Raw genomic sequence first — 19,639 nt, 5'->3', positions numbered from 1 at the left:
AGCCTGGTCGGATGGACGTACTCGACTGGCTGGCCGCGGCCCTCGGCGACGAGGCGATCGCAGCGGGAGTTCTGACCACCGACCCGGCGCTGCTCGACGCGGTCCGCACCGATCGCTCCGGCTGGATCGCGGAGGGGTCCCCGCTCGCGCTCGTGAACGCCACCCGCGTCGAGCACGTGCAGGCGGCGCTGCGTGCGGCGAGCGAGTTCCGCGTGCCGATCGTCCCGCGCGGGGCGGGCACCGGGCTGGCCGGCGGGGCGAACGGCACCGCGGGCGCGATCGTGCTCTCGGTCGCGGGGATGAACCGCATCCTGGAGATCTCCCCCGAAGATCAGCTCGCGGTGGTCGAGCCGGGTGTCGTCAACTCCGACCTCAACGACGCCCTGGAGCCGCACGGGCTGTTCTTCGCCCCGGATCCGGCGAGCCGGGCGATCTCGACCATCGGCGGCAACATCGCGACCAACGCGGGCGGCCTCCTGTGCGCCAAGTACGGCGTGACGCGGGAGGCGGTGCTGGCGCTCGACGTCGTGCTCGCCGACGGACGGCTCATCCGCACCGGCCACCGCACGGTGAAGGGCGTGACCGGCTACGACCTCACCGCGCTCTTCGTCGGCTCGGAGGGGACGCTCGGCGTGATCGTCGGGGCGACGGTGCGGCTGCTCCCGACTCCAGCCGGCGAGCCCCGGACGCTCGGGGCGATCTTCCCCGACGTGCGCACCGCCTCCGAAGCGGCGGCGCGGGTCTCGGCCGCCCGCCTGCGCCCGGCCGTGATGGAGCTGATCGACGGCCCGGCGCTCGAACGGATCTCGTCGTACCTCGGCGAGCAGACCATCGCTGACGCGTTCGGCACGACGGGCGGCGGCAGCTTCCTGCTCGTCCAGTTCGACGGGCCGTCCGCAGGGCCGGACGCCGCGGCTGCGGGCGCGGTGATCGCGGAGACCGGCGGCGCCGTCCGGGTCGCTGCGGACGCCGCCGAGGGGGAGCGGCTGCTCGCCATCCGCCGTGCCTTCCACCCGGCGCTCGCCGCGAGCGGCGAGGTGCTCATCGAGGACGTCGCCGTCCCGCGCTCGCGGATGCCCGAGATGTTCGCGGCGATCGAGGAGATCTCGCTGAGGTACGGCATCCCGATCCCGACCGTCGCCCATGCCGGCGACGGCAACCTCCACCCGAACTTCGTCTATGCGGGGGAGGAGGCGCCGCCGGCCGTCTGGGATGCGGCCGGCGACCTGTTCCGCACGGCCGTCGCACTGGGCGGCACCCTGACGGGCGAGCACGGTGTCGGGGTGCTGAAGCGCCGCTGGCTGGCCGACGAGCTGGGACCCGACTCGTACGAGCTCCAGGTGAAGCTCAAGTCGGTCTTCGACCCGCTGGGCATCCTGAACCCGGGGAAGGTGTTCGGCTAGCTGCTGGCGGCTATCGGCTCGAGCAGCGCTGCGGCGTCCGCGTACGCACCCTGCTCGGCGTGCGACGGGGTGTCGAACACGAAGGCCGTCCGGTCGGCGGCGAACGCCGCCCAGCCTGGCTCGCCCGAGCGGATGAACGCGACGGCAGCGCCGTGCACGTCGTCGGCGAGCCGCTGCGGCGGGTTATCGCCGGCGAGCGCATCCACACGCTCCCGGTCGAGCCCGTCGAACCAGAACGGCACGTCGAGGCAGTGCGTCGCGCTTCCGGAGACGCCCGACGGCCATGCGAACCGGTAGAGCCAGGTGGGTGCGGCCGCCTCGGCGCGGGCGAGGGAGATCGCCAGGGCAGGAGCACGGAACAGCGTGTCGGTGACGAACTGCCCGATCAGGTCGGCGGTGCCCGTGTCGGGATGCGTGTCGGCGTAGGCCGCGATCGTGGCGGCGGGGACGCCGAACGACGCGAGGATCCCCGCGACGGGGACCGCTGCCAGCTGCTCCCGGAACGGTGTCAGTGCGGCCGTGAACTCCTGGTCCGTCGCGCCGAGGAGCAGCGGTTTGTCGCGACCGGCGCCCTGACGGAACGCGTCGAGGACCGGGGCGGGGAGGAGGTCGCCGTCCACGACCGGGCTCCAGGTGAGGCCGCCCGATACCAGGGCGCCGATCCCGGCGAGCGGATCGTCGGCCACGCCCTCCGGGGCGGTGGCCTGGGCCTGAAGCGTCAGGATGGTCGCCTCGTCGACGCCCGCGAAGCCTGCGCGCGTGGGCTCGACGCCCGCGAGTGCGGCCATGCGGCGGCCGAGGGCCTCCGCGTCGGCCTGCGCCACGCCGCCCGCCGCACCCGAGATGCTGATCGCGCGACGGAAGAGCCCGGTGGCGCGCGGCACGGCGAGCAGGGTGAGCGCCGCGCCGCCTCCGGCGGACTGGCCGGCGATGGTCACGTCATCGGGGTCCCCGCCGAACTGCGCCACGTTGTCGCGCACCCACTGAAGGGCGAGCAGCCAGTCGAGGACCGCGCGGTTGGCCGGTGCGTCCTCGATCCAGCCGAAGCCGTCGAAGCCCAGCCGGTACGAGACCGAGACCGTGACCACGCCGTCGCGGTTGAAGGCGGCGCCGTCGTACCACGGGCTCGCGGGCGAACCGGCGACGAAGCCGCCGCCGTGGATGTACACGAGCACCGGCAGCCGCGCGCCGGTGTCGCCCGGGGCGGGGGTGAAGACATTGACGTTGAGAGTGGAGTCGCCGGGGATGCTCGGCTCGGGGATCGCGGTGACCTCCGCCAGCGCGACCCGCTGCGGCGTCGCGCCGTATGCGGTCGCCTCCCGCACGCCCTCCCACGGCGCGTGCGGCACCGGGGCGGCGAAGCGCCGCTCGCCGACGGGCGGCTCGGCGAAGGGGATGCCGAGGAAGGCGGCGGAGTCGTCTCGCCAGAGGCCGCGGACGCGTCCGGCGGTGGTCTCGACGACGGGAGGGGGGACGTTCGACACGGGCGGGCTCCTTCGATCGCTTCGGGGTCCTGGTCAGCTTGCCACAGAAAACCGAGCGATGGTGGGGAATTCCTCGTCGCGGGAGCGACCGATCCGGAAGGGTCTCGAGAAGGGCCGTTAACAGACTCGACGCCCGGTGGTGCGGCGATGCCTGCAACGCTCCCGGGACGTCGAGTTATACGACTAGGGTGCCCCTCCCGGCCTCGATCCGCAAGACCTTTCTCGATGCGTGGTCGGCTGCGCGCACAGCGAACGCCTTTGACGCGGCGCCCCCGGCACCGGTTGGATGGTGCACATGGCAGAGAACACCAACCAGAAGCCCGAAGTCGACGCGCCCGAGGGCCCGGCTCCGGCGACGCTCGAGATCGTCGACATCGTCGAGGGCACCGGCGCCGAGGCGACGCCCGGCGCCAAGGTCGACGTGCACTACCTCGGCGTGGAGTACGAGACCGGCGAGGAGTTCGACTCCTCGTGGAGCCGCGGGCAGTCCATCAACTTCCCGCTCAACAACCTCATCAAGGGCTGGCAGGAGGGGATCCCGGGCATGAAGGTCGGCGGTCGCCGCAAGCTCACCGTGCCGCCGGCGCTCGCCTACGGCCCGGCCGGCGGCGGGCACCCGCTGTCGGGCAAGACCCTCATCTTCGTCATCGACCTGCTCGGCGTGAGCTGAACCGTCCGCTCGTCGCGAAGCGCTCCCTCGGCATCCGCCGGAGGAGCGCTTCGTCGTCCGGGGCGCTCAGAGCGCCGGCGGACGCAGGTGGGTCGGGACGGCGATGCGGTTCCAGATGTTGATCGTGCCGATCGCCAGGAGGAGGTTCGCGAGTCCTTCCTCGCCGAACTCGGCCAGCGCGCGGGCGTAGAGCTCGTCCGACACTCCACCGTCGTGGAGCAGGGTGACGACCTCGGTGAGCTCGAGAGCCGTCCGCTCGCGGTCGGTGAACCAGGTCGATTCGCGCCAGGCGGACACGGCGAAGACCTTCCGCAGCGGGTATCCGCCGGCTTCGAGGTCGACCGAGTGCATGTCGACGCAGAAGGTGCAGCCGTTGAGCTGCGAGGCGCGCAGCTTGATGAGGTCGCCGAGCGGCGCTTCGACGTGCTCGCCGACGTAGCTGTCGAGGGCGATCACGGCGCGATAGCCCTCGCGGGCGAGGGAGGAGATCTGGATCCGTTCTGTCATGCCTCCACGGTAGGAGCGTCATTGGATCGGTGTAAGTTCCAATTCGTACGATTGCGAACAGACCGATTCTGGGAGGCGCGGTGGAGCTGCACGTCGCACTCGAGGGGCGGGGCGACCGCGCCGACCGCATCTACCGCGCGGTTCGCGACGCCGTCCTGGACGGCCGGCTGCGGCCGGGGGAGCGCGTGCCGCCGACCAGGGAGCTCGCCACGCGGCTGGAGGTCGCCCGGGCGACCGTGACCACGGCGTACGAGCGGCTGACCGCCGAGGGCTACCTGGTCTCCCGCGTCGGCTCCGGGACGTTCGTGGCGACCGTCACGGGGGCGACCGGCTCCCGGCGTCCGGTCGCCGGCGCGGCCCGGCCGGCGCCGGCGTGGCGCGACCGCACGGACCCGCTGTGGAGCGAACCGCGGCCGGTCGCGTACGACTTCGGGGTGGGGACGCCCGATCCTGCGCTCTTCCCCCTCACGGACTGGCGCCGGTTCGTCGACGCCGAGCTGCGCGGCCGGCTGCTGCGGACGGCGCACTACGGCGATCCCGCGGGCGTCGAGCGTCTGCGGGCGGGGATCGCCCGGCATCTCGGGCTGGCCCGGTCCGTCGTCGCCGGCGCGGACGACGTGCTCGTCACCAGCGGGGCCCAGCAGGCGTTCGATCTGATCGGGAGGGTGATCCTGCGGCCCGGTGACACGGTCGCGATCGAGGATCCCGGCTATCCGCCGGTGCGGCAGCTCTTCGAGACGATGGGTGCACGCGTCGTCCCCGTCCCGGTCGACGACGACGGCCTCCGGGTGGATCTGCTGCCGCCGGCGCGCCTGGTGTACGTGACCCCCTCGCACCAGTTCCCCCTCGGCGGCGTGCTCCCGATCGAGCGTCGGGTCGCACTGCTCGAATGGGCGGCGCGGGAGGACGCGGTGATCATCGAGGACGACTACGACAGCGAGTACCGGTTCCGGTCGCGCCCGCTCGACCCGCTCCAGCGCCTCGACGCGGACGGCCGCGTGGTCTACGTGGGCACGTTCTCCAAGACGATGCTGGCGACGCTCCGGCTCGGCTTCCTCGTCGCCCCGCCCTCGCTGCTCCCTGCTCTGCGCGATGCGAAGCGCCTCACCGATTGGCACGGCGAGCCCGTCTCCCAGCATGCGATGGCGCGGTTCCTCGATACCGGCGGGTTCGCGCGCCACGTGCGTCAGGCGACCCGGGTCTACGAGGGGAGGCAGCGGATCGTGGTCGAGGAGGCGCAGCGTCTGCTCGGCGATCGGCTCGCGGTGGTGCCGTCGGCCGCCGGCCTGCATCTGGCCCTGCGCCCGCTCGCACCCGGCTTCGACTCGGCACGGGTCGTCGAGCGTGCGGCGGTCGCCGGCGTGGCCGTGCAGCCGCTCACCCGGTTCTGCGCGGGCGAGCGGCGCGAGGGGCTCCTGCTCGGGTTCGGCGCGATCGCCGCCGCGGACATCCCGGACGGACTGCGGCTGCTCGCCGACGCCGTGTCGCGCGAGCAGCCGCGGCCGTGAGGGGCGGCCTCGACTCAGATCGCGGACCAGCCGCCGTCGGAGGCGAGGACGGCACCGGTGACGTTCGACGAGTCGTCGCTGAGCAGCCAGGTGATGGAGGCGGCGAGCTGCTCGGCCTGGGCGACGGGCGGGACGACCGTCTGCAGCAGCGGTCCGATGCGCTCCCCGGCCCACGCGGAGCGCATGGTGCCCTCGACATTGGTCGCGACGCCGCCGGGGGCGACGGCGTTGGCCCGGACGCCCTTCGGGGCGTAGAAGACGCTGGTGCTCTTGGTCAGGCCGATCACGGCGTGCTTGGAGGCCGTGTAGGCCGCGCCGGCGGCGGAGCCGCGCAGGCCCGCCTCGGACGACACGTTCACGATCGAGCCGGAGCCCGCCTCCACCATCAGGGGGAGCACCGCGCGGCTGAGGCGCATGATCGCGGTCACGTTGACCGTGAAGACGCGGTCCCAGGTGGCGTCGTCGACCTCGGCCGGCGGAAGGAAGCCGTCCATGATGCCGGCGACGTTGGCGAGCGCGTCGACGCGGCCGCCCGCGGCCTCCAGCAGCTTCGCGATGGTGTCCTCGCTCGAGACGTCGCCCGCGACGGTGACGATCTCCAGTCCCGGGTTCTCCTCGACGAGGGCGGTGAGCCGCTCGGCCGAGATGTCGCTGCCGACGACGCGGGCGCCTTCGGAGGCGAGGCGCAGCGCGGTGGCCTTGCCGATGCCGGATCCTGCTCCCGTGACGATGGCGGTCTTGCCGGCGAAACGGCCGGGCGTGGTCGTGCTCATGGTGTTCTCTCCTCGGGTCTTCCTCGACGGATGCCGCGACGCCCGCACCGGGCGTCGCTCTCTTTATAGCACTCAGTGCCATAATGATTCCCATGAGTTCGCCCACAGCCGATCCCGCCCCGCGCCGCCGGGGTCGCCCCGTCGACGTCGACCCCGAGCGCGTGGCCCTGCTGGCGCTCCGTCACTTCGACGAGCACGGGTACGAGGCGACGACCATGGACGACATCGCCGAACTCGCCGGCATCGGCCGGCGCACGCTCTTCCGGTACTTCCCGAGCAAGCCGGCGCTGGTCTGGGGCGGCATGGAGCCGGTCGTCGAACGGATGCACGCCGTGCTCGACGACGCCTCGCCCGACGAGCCCGTGCGCGACGTGCTCGCGCGGGCGATCACCGTCTCCCTCGACCTCTCACCCGACGCGCTGGAGGCCACCCGGCGTCGCCTGCGCCTGCTCGGGTCGGACCCGGCCCTCATCGCCTTCGGGCTCTCGCGGTTGAACGCCGATCACGGGATGCTCGCCGACTTCCTCGCGCGGCGCCTGGGCGAGCCCGCCGACGGTCTGCGGGTGCACGTCCTGGCGGACGCCGTGAGCTCCGCGAATTTCTCCGCCCTCATCTGGTGGGCGCGCCACGACGAGGGCGTCCCCGCTCCGGTCGCGGTGGCCGCCCTCGACGCGCTGCTCAGCCGTTGGGGAGGATGACCGCGCGCCCGCGGATCTTGCCTTCATGGAGCCGCTCGTACGCCTTCGGGGCCTCATCGAGCGAGTACGTCTCGATCTCGACCTCCACCTGACCGGCCCGGGCCAGATCGAGCACCTCGATCAGCTCGGCGCGCGAACCCCAGTACGGCGTGCGCACGGCGACGTCGTAGGCGATCCGGCCGAATCCGACCGGCAGGGCGCCGCCGCCGATCCCGACGATGGTGACATCGCCCTCCGTGGCGGCCATCGCCCCGGCGAGCTCGACGGTCGGCTGCACACCGACGAAGTCGAACACCGCGTCGGCGCCCCGCCCCGCGGTCAGCTCGCGCACGGAGGCCACCGCAGCGGGGTTCGACAGGAAGGTGTGCTGGGCTCCGACCGCGGTGGCGAGGTCGAGCTTCTCCTGGTTGACGTCGAGCGCGATCACCGCGGCGCCGCTGATCGCCCGGAGGATCTGGATGCCGACGTGCCCGAGGCCGCCCGTCCCGATCACGACCGCCGTGGAACCCGCGCCCAGCTTCGGCAGGGAGTTCTTGATGGCGTGGTACGGCGTCAGTCCGGCATCGGTCAGCGACACGTTGCGCACCGGATCGAGGCCGTCGAGGGGCACGAGGTGACGCTCGCTGTCGACGATCATGTACTCCGCCATCGAGCCGGGGGCACCGAGCCCGGGCGGGTGGATCCCCTCCGCCTGTGCGTTCAGGCAGTAGTTCTCCTTGCCCTGAGCGCACATGCGGCAGCGACCGCAGCCCCACGGGCCGTAGACCGCGACAGCGTCGCCCGGTCGCACGCCGGTCACCCCGGCCCCGACGGCCTCGACGACGCCCGCGCCTTCGTGGCCGAGCGTGAGGGGGAGGCCGTAGACGTACTGGTCGGCCGGGAGTCCCATGATGAACTCGTCCGAATGGCAGACGCCGGCCGCGGTGACCTTCAGGAGGACCTCTCCGGGGCCGACCTCCGGATCGGGGACGTCGACGACGGCGGGGCGGGAACCGATCTCGCGATACTGCAATGCCTTCATGGTCAGGACGCTACCCCGCGGGTCCTCGGCCCTCTAGGACCGATCGGGTCTCGACCGGCGTGCGGGGCGGCGAGTAGCGTGAGGCCATGCCGACCGCAGAGAGCTTTCCGCCCGGCACGCCGGTCTGGGTCGACCTCCAGTCGTCCGACCAGCCGGCCGCCGTCGCCTTCTACCGCGCCTTCTTCGGCTGGGAGGCGCCCGACGCCTCGGCCGAGACCGGAGGCTACTCCGTCGCGACCAGGGGCGGCGTCCCCGTGACGGCCATCGGCCCGCTGCCGTCCGGAGTCGAGCGCTCCATCTGGACGACCTACTTCGCGGTCGCCGACGCCGACGCATCGGCAGACGCCGCCATCGCCGCCGGGGGAGCGGTCCTGCTGTCGCCGGGCGAGCTGGTTCCCGGAGTGCGCCTCGCGATCGTGGCCGACCCCGCCGGCGCGGTGTTCGGCCTCTGGCAGAAGGAGCAGGACTCGCCGTGGCTCCGCGACGAGCCCGGCGCGGTCGACTGGCTGGAACTCGTCGAGCACGGGGCCGAGGGGTCGTTCGCGTTCTACGAGGCCGTCCTCGGCGTCGGCGTCAGCGAGATGCACGTCGGCGGCGCCCCGTACGGGCTGTTCGATGTCGGGACCACGAGCGTCGCCGGCGCGATGGAGGCTCCCGAGGGCACTCCTGCGCACTGGTTGGTGTACTTCAACGTCGCCGATCTCGACGAGGGCGTGGACGAGCTCGTCTCGCTGGGCGGCGCGGTGGTGGAGCCGCCCGTCTCCGCACCAGGGGTGGGCCGCTGGGCGGTCGTCGCCGACCCGCAGGGCGGGGCGTTCGCCCTGCTCGAGCCCGAGCGCGAACCGGGCTGAGACATCATCGCCTTCTGGTAGACTCCTCAGGTTGCCGTCTAACGGCCGCGGAGAAAGAGAGCCCAGGCATCAGGCCCCGGGCACCGCGCAACGAAGAGGAAGGGGATCCCGTCTATGGCACTGGATGCCGATATCAAGAAGGCGATCATCGAAGAGTACGCCACCCACCCCGGTGACACCGGTTCCCCCGAGGTCCAGGTCGCGATCCTGACCAAGCGGATCAAGGACCTCACCGAGCACCTCAAGGAGCACAAGCACGACCACCACTCGCGTCGTGGCCTCCTTCTGCTGGTCGGTCAGCGTCGCCGTCTGCTGGGCTACCTGTCGGACATCGACATCAACCGTTACCGCTCGCTGATCGAGCGCCTCGGACTGCGTCGATAAGTCCGCGTCGGTAGGCTCTTCGCCGATACCGCGAACTTCTTACAGACGGGCCGTCACCTCCGGGTGGCGGCCCGTTCTGCGTCTGTCGCTCGGGACGTGGCGAGTCAATGGAACTGCGGGATGATCAGCCAGATCCCGTAGAGCACCGCGGCCGCGCAGATCGCGATGCAGACGACCGCCGCCGCCGTCGCGAGCGGTGGCCGGTGGACGGCGACCGCCGTGGCCGACGACGGCTTCGGCGCCCGCTCGTCCGACCCGTCCAGCGGGGAGCCGAGCGACAGCAGCCGCAGGGCGAGTGCATAGAAGCACACGATCACCACCGTCGCGGCGAGCGCGACCAGGAACACCACGACGAACGAGCCCCAGTCGACACCGAGGAACTGACCGGCGCCGGGGTCCTCCGCCGTGCGCACGAGCTGCGATGCGATCATCATGCCTCCGTCTTCGCCGACGCGACCGTGCGGGCGTCGGCGTCATCCTCATCCACGTCGTTGACGTTCTCCCGGGTCACCGGGTGGCGCCGGGCGAGCGCGTACAGGCCGAGCCCGCAGATCAGTGCGACGACCGCGACCGCGATCAGGCCGATGACGCTCGTCGACGCGACCCAGGCGGCCACGCCGCCGACGAGGGCGGCGGCCGGGAGGGTGATCACCCACGCGGTCGCGATGCGCCCGACGATGCCCCAGTGCACGGACGCGAGCCTCTTGCCGAGTCCGCTGCCCACGACGGCACCCGAGGTGACCTGCGTCGTCGACAGGGCGAATCCGAGGTGCGAGGACACCAGGATCGTCGCAGCGGCGCTGGTCTCGGCGGCGAATCCCTGCGGAGACTTCACGTCGGTGATCCGTTTGCCGACGGTGCGCATGATGCGCCACCCGCCGAGGTAGGTGCCGAGGGCGATCGCGAGGCCGCAGGCCAGGATCACCCACAGCTCGGGGCCGGAGTCCGCGCTCTGGTACCCGGCCGCGATGAACGTCAGGGTGATGACGCCCATCGTCTTCTGCGCGTCGTTGGTGCCGTGCGCGAGGGAGACGAGGGAGGCCGACACGGTCTGCCCGTGCCGGAACCCCGCCTCCGCCCCGTGCGCCCGCGCGTTCGCGGTGATGCGGTAGGCGGCGTACGTCGCGACCAGCGCGACGATGCCGGCGACCGCGGGGGAGAGGAGCGCCGGGATGACGACCTTCGTCAACAGCACGCCCCAGTTGACGGCGTTCACTCCGCCGCCGATGATGGCTGCGCCGATCAGGCCGCCGAAGAGGGCGTGGGTCGAGCTCGACGGGAGGCCGAAGTACCAGGTCGCCAGGTTCCAGAGCACGGCGCCCACCAGACCGGCGAAGATCAGGGTCGGCGTGATCTCCACGCCCGAGCCGCCCTCCTGGATGACGCCGGAGGAGATGGTCTTCGCCACCTCCGTCGACACGAAGGCACCGACGAGGTTGAGCACGGCCGAGATGGTCACGGCGACGCGGGGTTTCAGGGCACCCGTCGCCACCGAGGTCGCCATCGCGTTGGCCGTGTCGTGGAAGCCGTTCGTGAAGTCGAACACGAGGGCGATCACGACCACCAGGACGACGGTGATGAGCACATCCATCCGCCTCCTCCTTCCACCGATTCCGGTTGTCGCCTCCTGACTACGCCCGAACCGGCGGACGCGTGTGAACGCCGGGTGAACTCTGCCGGCGGCGGTCTTGCTAGTGTCGTCGCCGTGGCACTCCCGTTCCTGCCGTACACCGTCGTCGGCATCGTCCATCTGATCGCGATCGTCGCCGGCGCCGACGGCGTCGTGGCGGCGACGAAGCCGCTGCTCATGCCCGTGCTGCTGGTGACCCTGATCGTCGCCCTCCCTCCGGCTGCGCGCCGCGGGGGGACCGCGCTGTGGGGAGGCCTCGGCATCCTCTTCGGATGGCTCGGGGATGTGTTCCTGATGGACGCCGGGATCGGCTTCGTGATCGGGCTGGGGTTCTTCCTGCTCGGGCACATCGCCTACATCGTGCTGTTCGTCCGACGGCTGCGTCTCGGGCGTCCGCGCTGGTGGTCGGCGGTGTACGCGCTGTGGTTCGCGGCGCTGCTGGTCGTGCTCGCGCCGCACGCGGGCGCCCTGCTCGTGCCGCTCGCGCTCTACGGCCTCTCGCTGGCGGTGCTCGGCGTCACCGCGTCGGCCTGCTCACCCTGGATCGTCGCGGGCGCCGCGTGCTTCGTCGTGTCGGACAGCCTGCTCGGCCTCGACCGCTTCCTGCCCGGCTTCGCGCTGCCGCAGGCCGATCTCGCGATCATGCTCACGTACATCGCCGCGCAAGGACTGATCTGCTGGGGAGCGGTCCGGCGGGAGCGCGCGGCCGCGCTCCTCCCCGCCGTCGCCTGACGGACTACGCGGTCGCGCCGGGCTGCGCCCTCCGCGCTGCGATCGACCGGTCGAGGAGGGTCGCCGCCACCAGAGCGGCGGCGACGACCGCGATCCCGATCGTCACGCCGACGAGCCCGATGACCGGGGACGCCAGCGGAAGCGCCAGCACCAGGACGATCGCCGCCGCCGTCTTGAGCGGACGGATCACGACCTCCGGCACCAACGGTGCGTGCAGCACGTAGAGCAGCAGGAGGAAGGCCGCGACCGGGATCGCGACCGCGTACTCGACGGCCGCGTCCGAGACCTCGGCGTGCTCGGCGCCGGCCTGCACCGCGACCTCCAGCCCGGCACCGAGTGCGGCGAGCGCGGCGAACACGAAGTAGTGGCCGTAGCCCCAGAAGAAGGACTTCTCGCGGTTCTCGGCCAGCCCCTCGGCCGCCGGCTCGAGGAAGTACAGCCACCAGAGCGCGAACAGCAGCACCAGTCCCGCGACCGCGATCGCCACGAGCGCCGCCGATACGCCGTGCGCAGCCAACGCCTTCTGCACGCCGATCGCGGAGGCCGACACCGACTCGCCCAGCACGATGATCGTGAACAGGCCGTACCGTTCGGCGATGTGATGCGGGTGCCACGAAGTCGTCCCCGGCCGTTCCGCCCAGAGCGGCACCGCGAGCTCGAGCACGACGCCGAGCAGGAAGAGCCAGGGTCGCACCCCCACCGGCAGGAAGCCCCAAGCGACCCACAACACCTGCACCGCGGCGATCCCGCAGGCGTAGCGGACGGCCGTGGCCCGCCCGTCGGGATGCTCGACCGCGGCCCGCACCCACTGGCCGACGAGCGCGAGCCGCATGATCAGATAGCCGACGATGATCGCCGTGAAATCGGAGCTCTCGAACGCGGCAGGGACGCCCGCGGCCAGGACGAGCACCCCGCCCATCTGGAGGAGCGTCATCAGCCGGTAGGGCACGTCGTCCGTGTCGTACGCCGACGCGAACCAGGTGAAGTTCATCCACGCCCACCAGATCGCGAAGAACACCATCAGGTACGGGCCGAGCTTGTCGAGCGCGTGCCCCTGCTCCGCGGCGTGGGCGAGCTGCGCGGCGACCTGCGCGATCGCGACGACGAACGTCAGATCGAAGAGCAGCTCGAGCGGACTGGAGACACGGTGCCGCTCGTCGGTGGACCGACCGGACATCGGGATGCGGAAGGCGGTGCTCATGTGCGCAAGCATAGGAGGATGCCCCGTCGCGTCCTCGCCGTCGTCACCGCCGCGTACCTGCTCGCAGTGGCGTGGATCACGCTGAACCCGTTCCCGCCGGATCCCCACCGCAACAGCCTGCTGACCTCGCTGCTCGCGCTCTTCGCCGAGACGCCGGCGCTGACCTGGGTGACGTACGACGTCGTCGAGTTCTCGGCGAACATCCTGATGTTCGTCCCGATGGGTGTGCTGCTCACGCTGCTGCTCGGCCGCGAGCACTGGTGGCTGGCGCTCGCGCTCGGGATCGCCGCGACGCTCACGATCGAGTTCGTGCAGCTCTTCCTGCCCGCGCGCTACAGCGACGCGCGCGACCTGCTGGCGAACACCCTCGGCACGGCCGTCGGCATCGCGATCGTGCTGGGGAGCGCGGCCGCGGCGACGGCCCGAGGGCGACGCGCCGCCGCGACCGGGTCGTAGCGGGAGGGCGCGGCGGTCGCGCCGGGACGCGCACGCCCTCCCGCAGTCTCAGACCAACCCGAACGCGGACAGTTCGGCGTCGGTGAGCATCCGGGAGCGGATCAGGAATCTCTTGCCTTCGGGCGCCTCCGCCGAGAAGCCGCTGCCGCGGCCGTCGACCAGGTCGATGGTGAGGTGGGTGTACTTCCAGTACTCGTACTGCGACGCCGACATGTACACCCGCACCGGGTCGATCCCGTCGACGTCGAGACGGCCCAGGAGCACGTCGGAGGCGCCGACCCGGAACATCCCGACCGGGAAGCACATCGGCGAGGAGCCGTCGCAGCAGCCGCCGGACTGATGGAACATGAGCGGACCGTGGATGGCCGCCAGCCGCCGCAGCATGTCCGCTGCGGCGGCGGTGACGTCCACCCTGGTCTCCTGCGGGTCGGACACGGTCGGCTCCTAGAAGAAGCCCATCGGGCCGTCGGCGTACGAGACCAGGAGGTTCTTCGTCTGCTGGTAGTGGTCGAGCATCATGCGGTGGTTCTCCCGCCCGATACCGGACTGCTTGTAGCCGCCGAACGCCGCGTGCGCGGGGTACTGGTGGTAGGTGTTCGACCAGACCCGTCCGGCTTCGATGGCGCGGCCCGCCCGGTAGAGCTGCGAGCCGTTGCGGCTCCAGACCCCGGCGCCCAGACCGTACAGGGTGTCGTTGGCCTGCGCGATCGCGTCGTCGAAGTCGTCGAAGCTCGTCATCGCGAGCACCGGCCCGAAGATCTCCTCCTGGAAGATGCGCATCGAGTTCTGCCCCTCGAAGACGGTCGGCTGCACGTAGTATCCGCCGGCGAGGTCGCCGCCGAGGTCGGCGCGCTCGCCGCCGATGAGCAGCTTGGCGCCCTCCTGCTTGCCGATGTCCATGTACGAGAGGATCTTCTCCAGCTGATCGTTCGAGGCCTGTGCGCCGATCATCGTCGAGACGTCGAGCGGGTTGCCCTGCTTGATGCGCTTGACCCGTTCCAGCCCGTCGCCGACGAAGCCGTCGTAGATCGAGCGCTGCACGAGCGCCCGCGACGGGCAGGTGCACACCTCGCCCTGGTTCAGCGCGAAGAACGAGAACCCTTCGAGCGCCTTGTCGTAGAACGAGTCGCGGTCGGCGGCGACGTCTTCGAAGAAGATGTTCGGGCTCTTGCCGCCGAGCTCCAGCGTGACCGGGATGAGGTTCTCGCTCGCGTACTGCATGATCAGCCGGCCGGTCGTCGTCTCACCGGTGAACGCCACCTTGCGGATGCGCGGGTGCGAGGCGAGCGGGGCGCCGGCCTCGAAGCCGAACCCGTTGACGATGTTCAGCACGCCCGCGGGAAGCAGGTCGCGCACGAGATCCAGCCAGACGTGGATGGAGGCCGGCGTCTGCTCCGCAGGCTTCAGCACTACGCAGTTGCCGGCCGCGAGCGCCGGGGCCAGCTTCCAGGTCGCCATCAGGATGGGGAAGTTCCAGGGGATGATCTGCCCGACCACGCCGAGCGGTTCGTGGAAGTGGTAGGCGATCGTGTCGTGGTCGATCTCGCTGATGCCGCCCTCCTGCGCGCGGATCGCCCCCGCGAAGTAGCGGAAGTGGTCGATCGCGAGCGGGATGTCGGCGGCGAGGGTCTCGCGCACCGGCTTGCCGTTCTCCCAGGTCTCGGCGACCGCGAGCAGCTCGAGGTTCGCCTCCATGCGGTCGGCGATGCGGGTGAGGAGCAGTGCGCGTTCGGCGACCGACGTCTTGCTCCACTCGGGGAACGCGGCCCAGCCCGCCTCGACGGCGCGATCGACGTCCGCGGCGGTCCCGCGGGCGATCTCGGTGAACGGGCGGCCCGTCACCGGGGTGATGTCCTCGAAGTACTGGCCGCCGGCCGGGGCGACGTAGCGGCCGCCGATGTAATGGTCGTAGCGGGTGGCGTAGCTGACCACGGACCCGTCGGTGCCGGGCTGGGCGTACACGCTCGGCTTCTCGCTCGCGGCGGCCTGCGCCTCCTGGGCGGCGGTCTGTTCCGGGCTCAACGTCATCGAAGTCTCCTTTGACTCGCGCGGCGCGCGCCCTCCGCGCGCCGTCGATGCCGACGCTACGCAGCGGGAGGTTGCATCCCGTTGCGAGCGCCGCACCTCCCTGCGCACATTCGTCACGAATGTCGGCGGGGGTCAGGATTCGAGGGCGAGGAGGCGGGCGACGACCTGGGCGCGGCGCGGGGAGTGCGGCGGCAGCGCGCGCAGTGCGGCCCGCCAGATCTCGTCGTCGTAGGCGCCGCGCTCCGTCTCGCCCCAGGCGATGAGCAGGTCGGGGGAGCCGGACTCGAGCAGGGCCTCTCGCAGCCGCGCGACCACGTCGTCCCGCAGATCGTCGAGGCCGGGGGCGTCGGAGCCGGGCAGAGGCCCTCCGCCGTACGCGGCGACGGCGGCCCGGTGCGCGCCCCGGCGCTGCAGGTCGACGACGCCGCCGAGGTCGGTCTCCAGCGGCGCGGCGAGGCGGTACGGCCGGGCGAGCGGGCCGAGCTCCGGGGCGACGGCGGCGAGCGCACGCCGCAGCCGGACCATCTCGGCGCGGAGAGTGACGGTGCTCGCGGCGTCGCCGTAGACGAGCTCGGCGAGCCGTTCGGCCGAGAGTCCCTCGCGATGCCACGCGAGCAGGGTGAGGAGCTCGCTGTGCCGGTTGCTGAGCGTGCCCGTTCGGCCGTTCGTGCCGGTCAGCTCCCCGGTGTCCCGGCCGAGGACGCGCAGCGACGGCACGGTCTGGCGCGGCCGGTCGCGCTTGGCGCGCCCGCGTGCGGTCGACTCGCGCAGCCGCCCGATGAGCAGTTCGCGCTCGACCGCGGCGACGGTCGCCTCGAGCATCGGGAGGACATGGGGCGCGGCGACCTGGTCGCCGCCGGTCACGTCGAGCACGCCGATGATCTCGCCCGACTCGGGGTCCCGCACCGGGACGGCCGTGCAGCTCCACGGCTTCACGTCGAAGGAGAAGTGCTCGTCGCCGCGGATCTGCACGCCGCCGCCGATCGCCAGCGCGGTCCCGGGGGCCGACGTGCCGACATCGCCCTCTGCCCACGCCGCTCCGGGCACGAACAGCATCCCCTCGGCCTGGCGGCGCAGCACCGGGTCGCCCTCGACCCACAGCAGCCGGCCGCGCGCATCGCCGACGGCGATCACCACGCGGCTGTCGGGTTCGGCCTCACGCACCAGCAGCTGACGGATGACCGGGAGGGCGGCGGCGATCGGGTGGGAGCGGCGCGCATCGTCGAGCCCCGGGCCGTCGAGCATGAGCGGGGCCACCACGCGCTCGGGGTCGAGGCGGGCCTGCTCGGCGCGCCGCCATGACGCGCCGACGACCGGCCGCACGCTCCGCGAGACTCCCTCGTCCATGCGCAGATCGTACGCCGGGTACCGTGGATCCGGTGCAGACGATCCTGAAGGAGCGCTCCGACGCGCCCGACCGGTTCTTCGAGGCGGAGGCCGCGGGCCTCGCCTGGCTCGCCGACGCCGAGGACGCCGGAGGTGCGCGCATCGTGCGGGTGGTCGCGGTGTCCGCCGGGCGCATCGAACTGGAACGGATCGAGCCGGAGCGCACCGGGTCGGCGCGGCCCTCGACCGCGCACGCGCGGGCGTTCGGGGCGGCGCTCGCCGCGACCCATGCCGCGGGAGCCGACGCGTTCGGCGCCCCGCCGGCGGGATGGGACGGCCCGCTGTACATCGGCCGTCGTCCGCTCCCCGTCGCTCACGAGACGTCGTGGGGGCGCTTCTACGCGCGCGACCGCATCCAGCCGTACCTCGGCATCGCGGTGGAGGTCGGAGGGGTGACGTCCGCGCAGCTGCTGGTGATCCGGGAGGCCGTGGAGCGCATCGCGTCCGGCGAGCTCGACGACGACGAGCCGCCCGCCCGCATCCACGGCGACCTCTGGGCCGGCAACGTCCTCTTCTCTCCCGCGGGCGCCGTGCTCATCGACCCGGCGGCGCACGGCGGGCACCGGGAGACGGATCTCGGCATGCTCGCGCTCTTCGGCCTCCCGCTGCTCGACGAGGTGCTGGCCGGCTACGTCGAGGCCTGTCCGCTGCGCGCCGGATGGCGCGAGCGCATCCCGCTGCACCAGCTGCACCCCCTCGCCGTGCACGCGGCCGGCCACGGGCCGGCGTACGGACGCGCGCTCGCCGACGCCGCGCGGGCCACGCTGGCGCTCTGACCGTCGCTCGGCGGGCTCGTGAGTCCTCGACCTGGTGCCGACGGATCAATCACGGATAATGAACTGTGCCAGACATTGATGAAGCGAAGATGCAGGTTCGTCGACTGCGGGTATCGAACTATAAGTCGCTCGATGACGACGTTGTCGTCGAATTCGATGACTTGACCCTATTAGTGGGCCTCAACGGGTCGGGAAAATCGAATGTCCTGGATGTTTTTCGCTTCCTTGGAGAGGCTCTCACGTACGGGCTGGATCCGGCTATTTCGAAACGGCTGGGGATCAATAAGCTCCGGAGAGCGGCTCCCTTCAAGCCTCGCGCCATCAAGATAGGGGTGGACCTGGAAGCTCTGCCGTGGAGCGCAAGTTACGACATCCAAATCAATGCTGCCGCTGGTGGAACATATCGCGTCGAGCGCGAGTTGCTGGTGCTCGGATCAGGCGCGGATCGTCGAACCATTCTCGAAGTGAACTCTGGCCGCGTTCGGATAGCCCCGGATGGCCTCGCCCCGAAGGGGGCGGTTGCGGAGTTAACGCTCCCGTCGCTCGCGGCTGATCCATCCATCGCACCAGTCATTGAAGCACTGCGCGGAGTCCGCGTTCACAGCATCTACCCACGCGAGTTAGGCATACCGCAACCGATCGGCGCCGCACCTCCGCTGAACGAGAACGGGTCGAACTGGTGCGCTGTCCTGAAGACGCTAGATGACGGAGCCAAATCCGACTTGGTCATCGCACTCGAGCGCATCACTGGAGACATCCGTGATGTTCGAGTCGATAGCAGCGGCGGTTTCTACACCGCGGAGTTTGAGCACGAACTGGACTCCGGTACGCGCCGCTGGTTCAGCGCTGCTCAGGAGAGTGACGGCACACTCCGGCTCGCGGGTATTTTGACAGCTCTGTTGCAGTCCCCGCCGCCGCCGTTGCTAGCGATCGAGGAACCTGAACTGACGATTAATCCTGGCCTGTTACCGCTGCTTCACGACTATTTACGCGCAACAAGTCTCGAATGCCAAGTGGTCGTGACAACTCATAGTCCCGATCTGCTCGACTTGGTGGACACCAGTGAAGTCCGGGCGGTGCAGCGAATTGGGGGAGCAACCCAAGTTGGCCGTGTCGCCGAATTCCAAGTGTCAGCGGTTCGCGATTCGCTGATGTCTCTCGGCGGACTTCTCAGAACTGGAGGAGTGAGACTCGACGGCCTTGAAGCCAACCTCTTCGACGATGTGTTGGAAGAAATGGGCGACGCATGACGGGGCGGCTCGTTCTAGTCGGCGAAGGACACGGGGAAACGCAGGCACTGTCGAACATCGTGGCGCGTCTATTGAAGGATAGGGAATTGTTCCCTTCCCCGTTCGTGTCCATCCCTCCTGTCCTTCGCCTCGCGATCACATCCCCCGAAAGCGCCGTGAACGCTGCGCGAATCGCATCAAAGCAGTACCCCACAGCACTGCTCCTAACTGCTGACCTGGATGACGATTGCCCGGCGAGTTGCGCGCCTACATGGTCGTCGGCGGTAGCCGACGCGGGTCTACCGTTTCCGGTCGCGATAGTGCTCTTCCATCGTGAGTTTGAGACGCTCGCCGTGTCCGTGGCAGCGACACTCGATGGGAAGCAACTAAAGAGTTCAGGCGGTCAACTCATTGCTGAGTTGCGATTTGACGGAACTGTGCTTGATGACCCTGAGTCTCCACGCGACGCCAAAGGCTGGGTCAGCAGACATTTAATGGATGGACGAGCTTACAAGCCCACCGTCCACCAGGCACCGCTAACAGCTGCAATGCCGATCGCGGAACTTCGCACCGCAGGGCTGTCGAGCTTCAGACGGCTTGAGAGCGCGCTTGATTTTTTAGCGGCCAACGTGGGGGGTTCTGGCGTCGCATATCCGCGCGGGGCTCACTCCGAAGACGACGGGTCGTAAAGCGCATCGACGCCGCGCGGGCCACGCTGGCGCTCTGACCGTCGCCAGCGGCGGTGCGACTGATAGGATGCTGGTGGTCGGCCGTGTGCCGGCCACCGGAGCAGGCCGGCAGGAGCTGGTCCTCGGTGGTGGTATCCGGATGCGCCCGTGCAGACACGGCGAAGCGCAACCGTGTATTTCTACTGATGGCCAGACGGGCTCAGCCCACGCACT

20 protein-coding genes are annotated in these 19,639 nt (G+C 70.8%); 10 read left to right on the top strand and 10 right to left on the bottom strand.

All coding sequences use genetic code 11. The features are described from left to right. Positions 1–11: 11 nt before the first annotated feature. The gene (locus tag ACFVU2_RS12360) at positions 12–1,403 is read left to right on the top strand and encodes an FAD-binding oxidoreductase (RefSeq protein ID WP_387874563.1); all 1,392 of its coding nucleotides are present in this window, start codon (positions 12–14) and stop codon (positions 1,401–1,403) included. Here the strand turns inward: ACFVU2_RS12360 and ACFVU2_RS12355 are convergent. Continuing rightward, on the bottom strand, positions 1,400–2,887 hold the full coding sequence (locus ACFVU2_RS12355) for a carboxylesterase/lipase family protein (RefSeq protein WP_387874560.1): 1,488 nt from the start codon (positions 2,885–2,887) through the stop codon (positions 1,400–1,402). The genes ACFVU2_RS12360 and ACFVU2_RS12355 overlap by 4 nt on opposite strands. A gap of 295 nt (positions 2,888–3,182) precedes the next feature. Between ACFVU2_RS12355 and ACFVU2_RS12350 the strand changes: the two genes are divergently transcribed. After that, a complete protein-coding gene (locus ACFVU2_RS12350) occupies positions 3,183–3,557 on the top strand; it encodes an FKBP-type peptidyl-prolyl cis-trans isomerase (protein ID WP_039921815.1) in 375 nt (124 codons plus the stop codon). Positions 3,558–3,623: 66 nt separating this feature from the next. Here ACFVU2_RS12350 and ACFVU2_RS12345 read toward each other — a convergent pair whose 3' ends face one another. Beyond that, entirely contained in the window at positions 3,624–4,064 is a 441-nt protein-coding gene (locus tag ACFVU2_RS12345; RefSeq protein ID WP_387874557.1) for a carboxymuconolactone decarboxylase family protein, read from the bottom strand. Positions 4,065–4,144: 80 nt separating this feature from the next. On the opposite strand from ACFVU2_RS12345, the gene ACFVU2_RS12340 reads away from it, so the two are divergent. Next, complete coding sequence (locus tag ACFVU2_RS12340) at positions 4,145–5,572, top strand: PLP-dependent aminotransferase family protein (RefSeq protein ID WP_387874554.1); 1,428 nt, start codon at positions 4,145–4,147, stop codon at positions 5,570–5,572. 14 nt (positions 5,573–5,586) lie between these two features. Here ACFVU2_RS12340 and ACFVU2_RS12335 read toward each other — a convergent pair whose 3' ends face one another. Continuing rightward, a complete protein-coding gene (locus tag ACFVU2_RS12335) occupies positions 5,587–6,345 on the bottom strand; it encodes an SDR family NAD(P)-dependent oxidoreductase (protein WP_387874551.1) in 759 nt (252 codons plus the stop codon). A gap of 92 nt (positions 6,346–6,437) precedes the next feature. Here ACFVU2_RS12335 and ACFVU2_RS12330 point away from each other — a divergent pair, with 92 nt between their 5' ends. Beyond that, the gene (locus tag ACFVU2_RS12330; protein ID WP_387874549.1) at positions 6,438–7,043 is read left to right on the top strand and encodes a TetR family transcriptional regulator; all 606 of its coding nucleotides are present in this window, start codon (positions 6,438–6,440) and stop codon (positions 7,041–7,043) included. Here ACFVU2_RS12330 and ACFVU2_RS12325 read toward each other — a convergent pair. Next, positions 7,024–8,064, bottom strand: a complete 1,041-nt coding sequence (locus ACFVU2_RS12325; protein ID WP_387874546.1) for an NAD(P)-dependent alcohol dehydrogenase — start codon at positions 8,062–8,064, stop codon at positions 7,024–7,026. The genes ACFVU2_RS12330 and ACFVU2_RS12325 overlap by 20 nt on opposite strands. Before the next feature lie 86 nt (positions 8,065–8,150). On the opposite strand from ACFVU2_RS12325, the gene ACFVU2_RS12320 reads away from it, so the two are divergent. Then, entirely contained in the window at positions 8,151–8,915 is a 765-nt protein-coding gene (locus ACFVU2_RS12320; RefSeq protein ID WP_387874543.1) for a VOC family protein, read from the top strand. Between the two features lie 114 nt (positions 8,916–9,029). Further along, the gene (gene rpsO, locus ACFVU2_RS12315; RefSeq protein ID WP_226654015.1) at positions 9,030–9,299 is read left to right on the top strand and encodes a 30S ribosomal protein S15; all 270 of its coding nucleotides are present in this window, start codon (positions 9,030–9,032) and stop codon (positions 9,297–9,299) included. 104 nt (positions 9,300–9,403) lie between these two features. On the opposite strand, the gene ACFVU2_RS12310 is transcribed toward rpsO, so the two are convergent. Together ACFVU2_RS12310 and ACFVU2_RS12305 are read right to left on the bottom strand one after the other, a co-directional pair. Next, positions 9,404–9,733, bottom strand: a complete 330-nt coding sequence (locus ACFVU2_RS12310) for a hypothetical protein (RefSeq protein WP_387874540.1) — start codon at positions 9,731–9,733, stop codon at positions 9,404–9,406. Beyond that, the gene (locus ACFVU2_RS12305; RefSeq protein ID WP_387874537.1) at positions 9,730–10,890 is read right to left on the bottom strand and encodes an anion permease; all 1,161 of its coding nucleotides are present in this window, start codon (positions 10,888–10,890) and stop codon (positions 9,730–9,732) included. Before ACFVU2_RS12305 ends, ACFVU2_RS12310 begins: the two co-directional genes overlap by 4 nt. 114 nt (positions 10,891–11,004) lie before the next feature. On the opposite strand from ACFVU2_RS12305, the gene ACFVU2_RS12300 reads away from it, so the two are divergent. Then, positions 11,005–11,661 carry a lysoplasmalogenase gene (locus ACFVU2_RS12300; protein WP_387874535.1) on the top strand — a complete coding sequence of 219 codons (657 nt, stop codon included), beginning with the start codon at positions 11,005–11,007 and terminating at the stop codon, positions 11,659–11,661. Between the two features lie 4 nt (positions 11,662–11,665). On the opposite strand, the gene ACFVU2_RS12295 is transcribed toward ACFVU2_RS12300, so the two are convergent. Then, complete coding sequence (locus ACFVU2_RS12295) at positions 11,666–12,862, bottom strand: low temperature requirement protein A (RefSeq protein ID WP_387874532.1); 1,197 nt, start codon at positions 12,860–12,862, stop codon at positions 11,666–11,668. Positions 12,863–12,880: 18 nt separating this feature from the next. On the opposite strand from ACFVU2_RS12295, the gene ACFVU2_RS12290 reads away from it, so the two are divergent. Further along, positions 12,881–13,318 (top strand): VanZ family protein, encoded by a 438-nt coding sequence (locus tag ACFVU2_RS12290; protein ID WP_387874530.1) that lies wholly within the window; start codon positions 12,881–12,883, stop codon positions 13,316–13,318. A 48-nt stretch (positions 13,319–13,366) separates the two neighbouring features. Here the strand turns inward: ACFVU2_RS12290 and ACFVU2_RS12285 are convergent, their stop codons facing one another. From ACFVU2_RS12285 to ACFVU2_RS12275, 3 genes are all read right to left on the bottom strand, one after another. After that, positions 13,367–13,702 (bottom strand): DUF779 domain-containing protein, encoded by a 336-nt coding sequence (locus tag ACFVU2_RS12285; protein WP_387875755.1) that lies wholly within the window; start codon positions 13,700–13,702, stop codon positions 13,367–13,369. A 60-nt stretch (positions 13,703–13,762) separates the two neighbouring features. Beyond that, a complete protein-coding gene (locus tag ACFVU2_RS12280) occupies positions 13,763–15,346 on the bottom strand; it encodes an aldehyde dehydrogenase family protein (protein ID WP_387874528.1) in 1,584 nt (527 codons plus the stop codon). Between the two features lie 132 nt (positions 15,347–15,478). Then, entirely contained in the window at positions 15,479–16,693 is a 1,215-nt protein-coding gene (locus ACFVU2_RS12275) for a GAF domain-containing protein (protein WP_387874526.1), read from the bottom strand. Between the two features lie 41 nt (positions 16,694–16,734). Here ACFVU2_RS12275 and ACFVU2_RS12270 point away from each other — a divergent pair, with 41 nt between their 5' ends. After that, positions 16,735–17,508: a fructosamine kinase family protein gene (locus ACFVU2_RS12270; protein ID WP_387875752.1), complete on the top strand. Its 774-nt coding sequence runs from the start codon at positions 16,735–16,737 to the stop codon at positions 17,506–17,508. Between the two features lie 65 nt (positions 17,509–17,573). Further along, positions 17,574–18,758: an AAA family ATPase gene (locus ACFVU2_RS12265; RefSeq protein ID WP_387874525.1), complete on the top strand. Its 1,185-nt coding sequence runs from the start codon at positions 17,574–17,576 to the stop codon at positions 18,756–18,758. The last annotated feature ends 881 nt before the right edge of the window (positions 18,759–19,639 follow it).

Source organism: Leifsonia sp. NPDC058194 (assembly GCF_042883605.1).
Lineage (GTDB): Bacteria > Actinomycetota > Actinomycetes > Actinomycetales > Microbacteriaceae > Leifsonia.
Note: the sequence above shows the minus strand (reverse complement) of the source record. Positions and strands in the feature narration are given on the sequence as shown.